At 69.8% G+C, this 11,736-nt stretch carries 13 protein-coding genes and 1 pseudogene; 4 read left to right on the top strand and 10 right to left on the bottom strand.

What is annotated here, in order from left to right:
• Window positions 1-6 precede the first annotated feature (6 nt).
• The gene (locus ACFWN7_RS13755) at window positions 7-282 is read left to right on the top strand and encodes a hypothetical protein (RefSeq protein ID WP_376939386.1); all 276 of its coding nucleotides are present in this window, start codon (window positions 7-9) and stop codon (window positions 280-282) included.
• Entirely contained in the window at window positions 279-755 is a 477-nt protein-coding gene (locus ACFWN7_RS13750) for a putative toxin-antitoxin system toxin component, PIN family (protein ID WP_376939463.1), read from the top strand. Before ACFWN7_RS13755 ends, ACFWN7_RS13750 begins: the two co-directional genes overlap by 4 nt.
• Window positions 756-808: 53 nt before the next feature.
• Here ACFWN7_RS13750 and ACFWN7_RS13745 read toward each other — a convergent pair whose 3' ends face one another.
• From ACFWN7_RS13745 to ACFWN7_RS13730, 4 genes are all read right to left on the bottom strand, one after another.
• On the bottom strand, window positions 809-2,578 hold the full coding sequence (locus ACFWN7_RS13745) for an ABC-F family ATP-binding cassette domain-containing protein (protein WP_376939385.1): 1,770 nt from the start codon (window positions 2,576-2,578) through the stop codon (window positions 809-811).
• 430 nt (window positions 2,579-3,008) lie between these two features.
• A complete protein-coding gene (locus ACFWN7_RS13740) occupies window positions 3,009-4,487 on the bottom strand; it encodes a malate:quinone oxidoreductase (RefSeq protein WP_376939384.1) in 1,479 nt (492 codons plus the stop codon).
• Window positions 4,488-4,571: 84 nt separating this feature from the next.
• The gene (locus ACFWN7_RS13735; protein WP_376939383.1) at window positions 4,572-4,841 is read right to left on the bottom strand and encodes a hypothetical protein; all 270 of its coding nucleotides are present in this window, start codon (window positions 4,839-4,841) and stop codon (window positions 4,572-4,574) included.
• 122 nt (window positions 4,842-4,963) lie between these two features.
• Window positions 4,964-5,389, bottom strand: coding sequence for a hypothetical protein (locus ACFWN7_RS13730; RefSeq protein ID WP_376939382.1), 426 nt, complete (start codon window positions 5,387-5,389; stop codon window positions 4,964-4,966).
• 83 nt (window positions 5,390-5,472) lie between these two features.
• Between ACFWN7_RS13730 and ACFWN7_RS13725 the strand changes: the two genes are divergently transcribed.
• Entirely contained in the window at window positions 5,473-6,087 is a 615-nt protein-coding gene (locus tag ACFWN7_RS13725; protein ID WP_376939381.1) for a MerR family transcriptional regulator, read from the top strand.
• Between the two features lie 67 nt (window positions 6,088-6,154).
• On the opposite strand, the gene ACFWN7_RS13720 is transcribed toward ACFWN7_RS13725, so the two are convergent.
• The 3 genes from ACFWN7_RS13720 to ACFWN7_RS13710 form a co-directional block, all read right to left on the bottom strand.
• Complete coding sequence (locus ACFWN7_RS13720) at window positions 6,155-6,841, bottom strand: SGNH/GDSL hydrolase family protein (RefSeq protein WP_376939380.1); 687 nt, start codon at window positions 6,839-6,841, stop codon at window positions 6,155-6,157.
• A 14-nt stretch (window positions 6,842-6,855) separates the two neighbouring features.
• Entirely contained in the window at window positions 6,856-7,935 is a 1,080-nt protein-coding gene (locus tag ACFWN7_RS13715; protein ID WP_376939379.1) for an aspartate-semialdehyde dehydrogenase, read from the bottom strand.
• 188 nt (window positions 7,936-8,123) lie between these two features.
• Window positions 8,124-9,398, bottom strand: a complete 1,275-nt coding sequence (locus ACFWN7_RS13710) for an aspartate kinase (protein WP_376939378.1) — start codon at window positions 9,396-9,398, stop codon at window positions 8,124-8,126.
• Between the two features lie 168 nt (window positions 9,399-9,566).
• Between ACFWN7_RS13710 and ACFWN7_RS13705 the strand changes: the two genes are divergently transcribed.
• On the top strand, window positions 9,567-10,061 hold the full coding sequence (locus ACFWN7_RS13705) for a hypothetical protein (RefSeq protein ID WP_376939377.1): 495 nt from the start codon (window positions 9,567-9,569) through the stop codon (window positions 10,059-10,061).
• Window positions 10,062-10,085: 24 nt separating this feature from the next.
• Here the strand turns inward: ACFWN7_RS13705 and ACFWN7_RS13700 are convergent, their stop codons facing one another.
• From ACFWN7_RS13700 to ACFWN7_RS13690, 3 genes and pseudogenes are all read right to left on the bottom strand, one after another.
• Window positions 10,086-10,442: a nuclear transport factor 2 family protein gene (locus tag ACFWN7_RS13700; RefSeq protein WP_376939376.1), complete on the bottom strand. Its 357-nt coding sequence runs from the start codon at window positions 10,440-10,442 to the stop codon at window positions 10,086-10,088.
• A 59-nt stretch (window positions 10,443-10,501) separates the two neighbouring features.
• On the bottom strand, window positions 10,502-11,098 hold the full coding sequence (gene recR / locus ACFWN7_RS13695) for a recombination mediator RecR (RefSeq protein WP_376939374.1): 597 nt from the start codon (window positions 11,096-11,098) through the stop codon (window positions 10,502-10,504).
• Window positions 11,099-11,101: 3 nt separating this feature from the next.
• Window positions 11,102-11,736 (bottom strand): annotated as a pseudogene (locus ACFWN7_RS13690) (hypothetical protein); the annotation flags it as partial.

Genomic DNA, 11,736 nt, shown 5'->3' with positions numbered 1-11,736 from the left:
TTGCATATGCCCGAGGAGGAGGGTGAGATGCCTTCACACACCATCGGATTCGCCGTCGCGGACGAGGACCGCCCACAGCTCGACGTCTTGGTCGAGCGATTCGGGCATGGCAACCGATCGGAGTTCCTCAGGGTTGCGATGCGTCGCATGCAGCGGGACCTGTTCGCAGAGCGAATGCAGCAGATTCAGAAGCGCGGCCGCCAGGATATGGGCGGTCGAGTGTTGTCGCCCGATGAGGTGCGAGAGCTCGTCAAGATCGCACAGGAGGAGGTCACAAGCTGACCTCGATCGTCTACGACGTCCACGTCTACGTGAACGCAGTCGTCGGACCCGATTCCGAGTACCCACGTATCCATCCCGTGCCGCCGAGCAGCGACAACCCCTCCGCGGATTGCCTGTCGATCGCGTTCGACGGCGACTACCGACTCCACGTGTCTCCGCACATCCTGCGGAACATCAGGCGCATCCTCGGCGACCAGAAATGGTCTGCAGCCGCCATCGAGGACTACCTGGAATTGATCACCGACGTGGTGGCCGTTTCAGGAGGCACCGTCACCGACCCACCGCGAGTGGCGCACGACTCCCGTGATCACGAGGACAACCTGATCCTCGATCTGGTCGTTGCCGCCGAGACCGACCTGCTCGTCACTGACGACACAGATCTGACCCCGCTCAGTCCGTGGCGCGGCGTGCCGATCGTTCGACCGCATGAGTTCGTGCAAATGGTGGTGCGCGAACGCCGACACTCCAGGTAAGTCACCACGTTCCACGACTGGCGGCGCTGGGCCGGCGCGGTGCATGGCGCTACTCAGCGAGACGCCGGCTCGCGCACCGCGCGGCCCGCTGCGAGCTCGAGCCGCTCCCCCGCCCATCGGCGCCGCAGCCATCGGTCATGGCTCGCGATCACGACGGCGCCCGGATACGTGCCGAGCGCCTCCTCGAGGTCGGTCGCGAGCCCGAGCGAGAGGTGGTTCGTCGGCTCGTCGAGCAGGAACACGTGCGGCGGGCGGGCGATGACGAGCGCGAGCGCGAGCCGGCGTTGCTGCCCGACCGAGAGCGATCCCAGTGCACGGGACTCGTCGCGCGGCGCGAGGAGTCCGAGGCTCGCGAGCGGCACCTGCTCGGCGCGTCGCTCACCCAGCACGCGGTCGTAGAGACGCCGTGGCGAGGCATCCGGATCAGCGAAGCGCACGTCCTGCTCCAGGAGCTGCGCGCGAAGACCCTTGCGCCGGTGCACGATGCCGCGGTCGGCACCGAGCACGCCCGCGAGCACGCTGAGGAGCGTCGACTTGCCCGCACCGTTCGCCCCGGTGATGAGCAGCCGCGTGAGCGGCGACACCTGCAGGGCGTCGACCTCGAGACGGCCGTCGACCGCGACCTCCGTCAGCTGCAGGAGCAGACCGGATGCCTCGTCGAGCGCGTGCGACCCCGGCGGGATGCCGGCGAACGCGAGCGGCGCGGGAGGCTTGCGCACCTGCTCGCGCTCGAGGGTCGCAAGGCGCACCTCGGCGTTGCGGATGCGGCGGGAGACCGCCCGCTGATGCGTGCCGTCCTTGAAGTCGTAGGCCATCTTGTCGTTGTCGCGCGGCCCGCGGTGCGGGGCGACTCGCCGAGCGGTCTCGTTCACCGCGAGGCGAAGACGCCTCAGCTCGTCCTGCTCGCTCTCGTACTGGCGATGCCAGCGCTCGCGCTCCTCGGCCTTCACGGTGAGGAACTCGCTGAACCCGCCGCCGAAGACGGTGCCACCGGATGCCGCGAGCACGTCGTCGCGCGTCGCACCCGCCCGCACCGGATCCAGGTCGAGCAGTCCGGTGGCCACCCGATCGAGGAACTCGCGATCGTGGCTCGCGAAGATCACGGGACCGCGCCACGAACGCAGATGATCCTCGAGGAAGGACACCGCATCGTCATCCAGGTGATTGGTGGGCTCGTCGAGCAGGAGCGCATCGGGTGCCCTGAGCAGCAGCGCCGCGAGGGCGAACCGGCTGCGCTGGCCGCCCGAGATCTCGTCGATGCGCCGATCCATCCCGAGGCCGGCGACGCCGAGCCCCTCGAGCAGCTCGTCGCGGCGCGCTTCGGCCGACCACACCGCGGCGCGTTCGGCCGCGTCGAGCGCGTCGGCATAGCGAGCGGATGCCTCGGCCGCGCGTTCGACGACGGCGTGCGCGAGCGAGGCGGCCGCCGCGTCCAGCTCGCGCTCGATCGCGCGCACCTCGGCGAGCGCCGTCTCGAGCACGTCGCCGACCCGGTCGTGCGGCTCGAACGGCAACTCCTGGGTGAGGAGTCCCGTGCGGACAGGCCGGGCGATGCGCCCGTCGACGACGGCGTACCCGAGGGCGGCGGCGGATGCGGCATCCGCTCGCTCGAACCCGATGGCGGATGCGGCATCCGCTCGCTCGAACCCGCTCGCGATGAGCCGGAGCAGCGTCGACTTGCCGACGCCGTTCTCGCCGATGAGGCCGAGCCGCCGGCCCGGCGCCACGGTGAACCCGAGGTCGGTGAAGATGCGCCGGTCGGGATAGGAGACCGAGATCCCTTCGGCACGGAGATGGAGGGAATGGAAGACGTGTACAGCCATGCGAGGTTTCCCTTCGCGAAGGGCTCCCGGGTCGCCGGCCGACACCGCCGAGGGCGGGCGCGCGCGAACGATGCATCGAGCGGCACGCACGCGGCACGGCGGCGCGGGCGGCGGCCCGGGAGCGGAGAGAGGATCCCGCCGGGCATTCGCCGTCGTGAAGGGGTGCGCGCGACACTGTCGCGATCAGGGAACGAGCACACCCGGAGACAACGGCGCCTCAGGCGCGGGACGATGGGATGTGCTCACTTCATAGCGGGATCGACCGTAGCAGAGATCCGCCGGCCTGCCAAGGCCGCCGCCGCCGCCATACGCCCGCCTGGTGCGCGCGGGTGGTTCGGTAGGCCATGGCGCGTTCTCGGGGTGCTTTCCGGCCACGCCGGCCGGGGCGCCCCGACAGAGTTGGCCGGAAAGCACCCTGCGAATGGAGGAGCTACGCGGTGAGCTCGAGCGCGTTGGCGGTGTGGGCGAGCGAGGCGGTCGCGGCATCCGGATCCTTCGAGAGGGTCGTGCCGAAGCTCGGGATCATCTGGCGGAGCCTGGGCGCCCACGCCGCGAAGCGGCCGGGGAAGCAGCGGGAGAGCACGTCGAGCATGATGGGCACCGCGGTCGAGGCGCCGGGCGAGGCGCCGAGGAGTCCGGCGATCGTGCCGTCGGCACCCGTGATGACCTCGGTGCCGAACTGCAGGATGCCGCCCTTCTCGGGGTCCTTCTTCATGACCTGCACGCGCTGGCCGGCGGTGATGAGCTCCCAGTCGCGATCTTTCGCCGTGGGCATGAACTCGCGCAGGGCCGCCATCTTCTTGGCGCGCGTGGCGAGCAGTTCGCCGACGAGGTACTTCATGAGGTCGAAGTTCTTGAACGCGACCTGCAGCATGGGGCCGAGGTTGTGCGCGCGGATCGAGAACGGCAGGTCGAACCAGGTGCTCATCTTCAGGAACTTCGGGGTGAAGCCCGCGTAGGGCCCGAACAGCAGCGCGGTCTCGCCGTCGACCACACGGGTGTCGAGGTGCGGCACCGACATCGGCGGCGCCCCGACGGCCGCCTTGCCGTAGACCTTCGCCTGGTGCTGGGAGACGATCTTGGGATTCGTCGTGCGGAGGAACTGGCCCGAGATCGGAAAACCGCCGAACCCCCTGATCTCGGGGATGCCGGAGTGCTGGAGCAGCGCAAGGGCACCGCCGCCCGCACCCACGAACACGAACCTGGCCGTGATCGTCTTGGGCGTCTGTCCGACGGTGTGGCGCACGCGGAGCCTCCACGTGCCGTCTTTCCGGCGCCGCAGCCACGTGACCTGGTGGTTCGTCTGCACCGACGCCCCGCGACGCTCGATGTCGGCGAAGAGATACCGCGTGAGCGCACCGAAGTCGACGTCGGTGCCCGCGACGATGCGGGTCGCGGCCACCTTCTGCTTGGGGTTGCGCTTCTTCGCGAGCATCGGCGTCCACTCGGCGATGCGCTCGAGGTCTTCGGTGTATTCCATGTCGGGGAAGAGCGGCTGGCCCTTCAACGCCTCGACGCGCTTCTTCAGGTACTCGACGTTCGCCGCACCCTTGACGAACGTCATGTGCGGCGTCGAGTTGATGAAGTTGTGCGGCTCGGGCAGCGCGCCCGTGGACACGAGGTACGCCCAGTACTGCCGGCTCACCTGGAACTGCTCGTTGATCGACACGGCCTTGGCCGCGTCGACCGTGCCGTCTGCCGCTTCGGGCATGTAGTTCAGCTCGCAGAGTGCGGCGTGGCCGGTGCCGGCGTTGTTCCACGCGTTGGAGGACTCCTGCGCGACTTCTCCGAGTCGCTCGTAGACGCGGATGCTCCAGTCGGGCTCCAGTTGGGAGATGAGGGAGCCGAGCGTTGCGCTCATGATGCCCCCGCCGATGAGCACGACGTCGACGGTTTCCTCGGAATTCACGGATTCCAGTCTAGGTGCGTTCCGAAGGTGCCCCTGACCGGGCCCGATCGCGGCCGTCGTCGCGGCCCGCGCCAAGGGCGCGACTCAACTCCACCTCGCCGCCGTCGACCTCGTCGCGCGAGTCGAATTTGACGGCGAGGGCGACAGCTCGGAACGCAGGGGCGATGGGGCATCCGCTGCGCTCGCCCTGCCGACGTCGACCGCGAGCTCTGCGCTCGACCAGAGCGCCATGATCGGGCCGGGCGTCGCGAAGAACGTGGCGCCCTCGACGGAGTGCGTCGACTGGCTCTGCCCGAGGCGCCGCCGGTGTGCAGGATTCCGCCGAATGACGGCGGCAGTCTTCGATCTGGTCATGCCAGTTCCCCCTCAATGAGGGGGAACTGGCATGGCGAATACGGAAACACTCCGCAGACGGCGCGACCCGCCGGACCGGAGAGGGAACCCCGGACCAGGGGTCGGAGATGCGCTCGAGGACGTCAGCCCGCCAGACCCGCCACTCCCCCGGCGATGAGGCCGATGCCCGCCGCGATCAGGCCCGCGGTGAGCGAGACGACGCCGGCCCAGAGCAACACGATGAGGCGATTCGGACGCTGGGGGTCCTTGCCGAGCACCGAGAGGAAGAAACCCGCGGGCATCAGGATGGCCGCGATCGGCACGCCCGTGCGAGCCAGCCACATCCAGAATCCGTCGAGTGCCGCGTACGAGATCACCGCGAGAATCGCGATGGAGAGCACGAGGAGCACGGCCGCGTGCGCGTGGCCGGCGCGGAAGAAGTTCTGCTGCAGGCGGTTCGCCTCGACGTGGCCGCGCACCACGCGGGTCAGGAAGTAGCCGCCGCTCTCGACGGTGACGAGCGCGAGCAGGAGGATGCCGATGAGGATGATGTCGTTCGGGGACGGCATGAGCGGTCCTTCCGGTCGGTGTGATTGGATAGTGGTACTCTCCGATAATAGAGAGTTCTACTATCCAATGCAAGGAGTCGGGCATGCGCATCTCGGCCCTCGCCGCCGAGGCGGGACTTCCCCTGGCGACCGTGAAGTTCTACCTCCGCGAGGGACTGCTGCATCCGGGCGTCGCGACGTCGGCCACGCAGGCGAGCTACGACGCGTCGCACGTGCGGCGGCTCCGCCTCATCCGCGCGCTCACGGGGGCGGTGGGGCTCAGCGTGCAGCAGGCCCGCACGATCCTGGGGCTCGTCGACGATCCGGGCGATGACCTCTACGCCACCCTCGGTCGCGCGGTGAGCGCCCTGCCGCCGGCGGTGCACGAGGCATCCGGCGACGACCCCTACCCTCGCGCCCGCGCCGCGCTCGAGGCGCTCGGACAGGTCTACGACCCGGGTTTCGTCGCGGTCGCCCAGCTCGAATCGGCGCTCGCGGCGGCCGAGGCGGCGGGGGTGCCGATCAGCGACGAACGCCTGCTCGAGTACGGGCGCCACCTGCGCGAGATCGCGGCCTTCGACCTCGAGCGGATGCCGCCGGAGCCGCACGCGGCGGTCGAGTACACGGTGCTCGGCACCGCGCTCTACGAACCGGTGCTGCTCGCCCTGCGGCGGCTCGCGCATCAGGATGTCGCGGCGCGGCGCGAGCTCGGCGGCTGAGGGCGCGCAGGGGTCACGAGACGGTCGCTTCGCGGCCTCCTCTACGGCAAGTGATCCCGGCAGGAGATCACAGCCCGAGCCGCTGCAGTTCCTCATCCATGCGTCGCGCGATCTCGGCGTACCCGTCGTCGTTCGGGTGGATGACGTCGGCGGCCATCCACTCGGGGTGACCCTCGAGCCAGCGTGACGCGCCGTCGATGTAGTCGGCGCCCACGCGCTCGGCGGCCGTCTCGACCCATCCGCCGATGCGGTCGACCGACTCGGGCCGGTCGTCGGTGTACCAGAACGGCTCGACCACGATGAGGCGCGCGCCGGGCAGCTCCTCGCGCAGCCGCTCGAGATCGGAACCGATTGCTGCCTCGATGTCGTCGGCCCCGGCCGGCATCGAGAAGTTGTCGTTCAGCCCCATCGTGACGATGACGATGTCGGGCGGCGGCTCGTGGTCGACGATCAGGTCGATGAGGTCACCGCCGAGGCCGCGGTTGTTCACGAACCCGAGCCCGTCGACGCTCGGGTTGAACTCCCACCAGCCGCGCTCCGTGGCGATGATCGTCGACCACCGCCGTTCGGGCGAGCTCGCACCGGTCCCCCGCGTGTAGGAGTCGCCGTAGAACGCGACGACGACCTGGCCCGGCGACGGCGAAGACGCCTGCCCCGGCGCCGAGGTCACCGGTCCGGAGCATGCGGCGAGCACGAGGCAGCCGACCGCGACGACGATCGCCGCCGCGCCCGGCCGGATGCCACGACGGGACACCGCTCGAGCGGCCCCTACACCGCCGCGGGCGAGGTCTCGATACGCTGCGCCACCCGACCCGCCACGAGTTCCGCGATCTGCACCGCGTTCAGCGCCGCGCCCTTGCGCAGGTTGTCGTTCGACACGAACAGCACGAGGCCCGTGCCGTCGGGCGCGCTCTGGTCCTGGCGGATGCGTCCGACGTAGCTCGGGTCGGTGCCGGCGGCCTGCAGGGGCGTGGGCACGTCGGAGAGCGCGACGCCCGGGGCATCCGCCAGCAGCTCGGTGGCCCGCTCGGGCGTGATCGGGTTCGCGAACTCGGCGTGGATCGAGAGCGAGTGGCCGGTGAACACCGGCACACGAACGCAGGTGCCCGCGACGCGCAGGCCGGGCAGCTCGAGGATCTTGCGGCTCTCGTTGCGCAGCTTCTTCTCTTCGTCGGTCTCGAGATCGCCGTCGTCGACGATCGAGCCGGCGAGCGGGATCACGTCGAACGCGATCGTGCGAGGGAACTTCTGCGGCTCGGGGAAGGCGACGGATGCCCCGTCGTGCACGAGCGCGATCGTGTCCTGCTCGACCGCTGCCCGCGCCTGCTCGAGCAGCTCCTCGCCGCCCGCGAGGCCCGCGCCCGACACGGCCTGGTACGTCGAGATCATGAGCCGCTCGAGCCCGGCCTCGTCGTGCAGCACCTTCAGCACGGGCATCGCGGCCATCGTCGTGCAGTTCGGGTTGGCGATGATGCCCTTGGTCGCTTCGTCGATCGCGTGCGGATTGACCTCGCTGACCACGAGCGGCACGTCGGGGTCCATGCGCCAGCCGCTCGAGTTGTCGATGACGGTGACGCCGGCCGCGGCGAAGCGCGGCGCCTGCACCTTCGAGGTCGTGGCGCCTGCGGAGAAGATCGCGATGTCGAGGCCCGTCGGGTCGGCCGTCGAGGCATCCTCGATGACGATGTCCTCGCCCTTCCACGGGAGGGTCGTGCCGGCCGAGCGCGCGCTCGCGAAGTAGCGGATCTGCGCGACCGGGAAGTCGCGCTCCTCGAGGAGGCGCCGCACGACCTTGCCGACCTGCCCGGTCGCGCCGACGACGCCGATGTTCACTCCGTTGCTTGCCATGTCGTGTTCCTCACTTCTCGGGTTCGGCGCTTTGCGCCGTCGCCCGCACGAATCAATGCGGCGTCGCGCGCCTTCCTGCATCGCGCGCCTTCATCCAGTTTGCATGACATCGGCGGGTTTGTAGGACGCGTGAGCGCGCGCAGCGTCATACGAAGGCGGGAATGTCATGCAAACCGGCAGGGAATCGTTCAGCGACCAGTGCCCGCGTGCACGATGGCGTCCTCCTCGCCGTCGAGGTCGAACGCCCGATGCACGGCGATGGCCGCGGCGTGCACGCTGTCGGCACGGGTGACCACCGAGATGCGGATCTCGCTCGTCGAGATCATCTCGATGTTGATGCCGGCCTCGTACAGCGCCTCGAAGAGCCGCGCCGACACGCCCGTGGCGGATCGCATGGCGTTGCCGACGAGCGACAGCTTTCCGATCTGGTCGTCGTACTGCAGCGACGTGAAGCCGACGGCCTCCTGCTCGTGCGAGAGCGCCAGGAGGGCCTTCTCGCCGTCGGACTTCGGCAGGGTGAACGAGATGTCGGTGCGCCCCGTCGACGCAGCCGAGACGTTCTGCACGATCATGTCGACGTTGGCGTTCGTGCCCGCGACGATCTTGAAGATCTTCGCGGCGACACCGGGCACGTCGGGCACGCCGACGACCGTGATCTTCGCCTCGGTCAGGTCGACCGCGACGCCAGCGATGACGGACTCTTCCACTTCGGCTCCTTCGGGAAGACGCGAGGGGTCGTAGACGATGGTCCCCTCGCTGTTGTTGAACGACGAACGCACGTGCAGGGTGACGCCGTGGCGCCGGGCGAACTCGACCGCCCTGATGTGCAGGACCTTGGCCCCGGATGCCGCGAGCTCGAGCATCTCCTCGCTGGTGATGCGGTCGAGCTTGCGTGCCTTCTTCACGATGCGCGGATCCGACGTGAAGACCCCGTCGACATCGCTGTAGATCTCGCAGACGTCGGCGTCGAGCGCCGCGGCGAGTGCGACGGCCGTCGTATCGCTGCCGCCGCGTCCGAGGGTGGTGATGTCGCGCGATTCGCGGCTGAAGCCCTGGAATCCGGCGACGATGACGATGGCGCCGTCGTCGAGGGCCTCGCGGAGGCGCACCGGGGTGACGTCGACGATGCGGGCGGCGCCGTGCGTGGCATCCGTGATCATGCCGGCCTGGCTGCCGGTGAAGGATCGCGCTTCGTGGCCCATGCTCTTGATCGCCATCGCGAGGAGCGCCATCGAGATGCGCTCGCCGGCGGAGAGGAGCATGTCGAGCTCGCGCGGCGCCTGGATCGGCGTGACCTCGTTCGCGAGATCGAGCAGTTCGTCGGTCGTGTCGCCCATCGCCGAGACGGCGACCACGACGTCGTTGCCGGCCTTGCGGGTCTCGACGATGCGCTTCGCGACCCGCTTGATGCTCTCTGCGTCGGCGACGGATGACCCGCCGAACTTCTGCACGATCAAGCTCACGTAGGCGCTCCCGAAAGGATTGCGGCCGGGGAGGTGTGCGCCCGGCGCCGGAAGCACCATCATACGGCGGCGTTCATGCGGCTCCGGCAATGTGACGAACGGGTGAAGCTGCGCGAATCCCGGGGCGGCTCCCTCGGGTTGCGCGCCGACGCGCCGTAGAGTGCCCTCATGCCTGAGGCGCTCGAGCAGTGGTCGGAGTTCAATGTCGCCATGGTCGGCGCGACCGCGGCCCTGGCTGGCCTGCTGATCGTGGCGATGTCCGTGAACATCGCCGAGATCATGAAGTCGCCGACCCTGCCGCCGCGCGCGGCGTCGTCGATCGCGGCGCTCGTGCTCGCGATCACGGCCGGCGCGTTCGGGCTGGTACCGGGGCAGTCCGTACTGGCCTACGGCATCGAGGTGCTGGTCGCGGCGGTGCTCGCGGGCCTGTTCCAGTGGCACGCGATCAGGGTGGTGATGCGCGAAGACAGCGTCTCCACGCGAGACCGGATCGCGAAGGGCATCGTGGGGCTGCTCCCGATCGGCGGGTTCCTCGTGGGCGCGGTACTCGTCCTCGCCGGCGCGGTGGAGGCGGGCCTGATCGCGATGGCGATCGGCTCGGTGCTCAGCATCGTCGCGGCGCTGCTCATGGCGTGGGTCGTGCTCGTCGAGGTGTTGCGGTGACTGTTCTTCGCCGCACGTCGGCTGTCAGCGCTTGCGCTCCATGTACCACTCGGTGAACGCCGTCGCGCGGCCATCGGCGTCGAGCCGGACGACCCACAGGTTGTCGTAGTCCTTCGTCGCCGGATACCTCGTCACGCCCCGTACGACCACGAGGTCGGATGCATCGACGAGCAGCGTCCAATCGAAGCTCCAGGAGCCCGGCTCGTCGCGACCCTCGAGCCAGGACGCCACGATCGCATCTCGCCCGCGGGCCGCCTCGGGATCGTCGGGGCGGTACTCGTACACCGCGTCATCCGTGAACAGCGCCCCGATCTGCTCGGGATCGTTCGACTCCCACGCCGCGACGTACCCCGCGACCCATTCCGCACCTGCGCTCGCCATGGCTCCCGTTCTACGCGGGCGACGCCGGAGCGTCAAGGGTGGATGGGGCCGCGGGTCGCTCAGCCGACGGTGCGCCGGCCCTCGAACGCCCGGCCGAGCGTGACCTCGTCGGCGTACTCGAGGTCGCCGCCGACCGGCAGCCCAGAGGCGAGACGGGTGACCCGGATCTCGAGCGTCGTCAGCAGCCGGCTGAGGTAGGTGGCCGTGGCCTCGCCCTCGAGGTTGGGGTCGGTGGCGATGATGACCTCGACGACGGTGCCGTCGGCGAGGCGCTGCATGAGTTGGCGGATGCGGAGCTCGTCGGGGCCGATGCCGTCGATCGGGCTGATGGCGCCGCCGAGCACATGGTAGAGCCCGCGGAACTCGCGGGTGCGCTCGATCGCCACGACGTCTTTCGCTTCTTCCACCACGCAGATGAGGCTCGGATCGCGCCGCGGGTCGCGGCAGATCGAGCAGGTCTCCTGCTCGGACACGTTGCCGCAGATCTCGCAGAACCGCACCTTGTCGCGCACCTCAGACAGGATCTCGGCGAGACGGGTCACGTCGAAATGCTCGGTCTGCACGATGTGGAACGCGATGCGCTGCGCGGACTTCGGACCGATACCGGGCAGGCGCCCGAGCTCGTCGATCAGTTCCTGGACGATGCCCTCGTACACCGGCTACCCGCGCTCCCCGAAACCGGGGCGGCCGGGCGCCTCGACCTCCTCGAGGAACGTCGCCCCGAGCACCTCGCGCACGACGGCCTCGCCGTAGCGCTGGATGCCGTCGGCGGACGCGCCGCCCGATCCGCCTCGCCGCACCGGTGCCGCGGCGGATGCCGATGCCGATGCCGATGAGGGTACCGAGGCCGATGCCGATTCCGATTCCGATTGCGGCGCGGGTGCGGGTGCGGGTGCGGATGCCGACTTCGGTGTCGGCACAGGTGCTGATCCCACGACGTCGGGTGCCGGCCCGGGATCGAACGGCGGTTCGAGGTCTTCGGGCGGTGCGTCGGCGTCGTCGGGCAGGTCGTCGACCGGGTCGGATGCCACGACGGGCAGGTCGCCGACCGGGTCGGATGCCACGACGGGCGGTGCGGCGACGGCCGTCGCCGTCGCGGCGCCGCCAGTCTCGCCGGCCGACCACGACGGCCCAGAGTCGCCCATCGAGGAGCCCGACGATTCGGCGACGGGATCGTCGGTGGGAATCGCGACCGTGGCCCACGTGTCGACGGACGCGGTCGACGCGGGTACGCCCCTCGACGCGGACGGGCGCGGTGCGCCATCGCGAGCCGGAGCTCCGGGCACCGCGGAAC

Source organism: Agromyces sp. NPDC058484 (assembly GCF_042720415.1).
Lineage (GTDB): Bacteria > Actinomycetota > Actinomycetes > Actinomycetales > Microbacteriaceae > Agromyces.
Note: the sequence above shows the minus strand (reverse complement) of the source record. Positions and strands in the feature narration are given on the sequence as shown.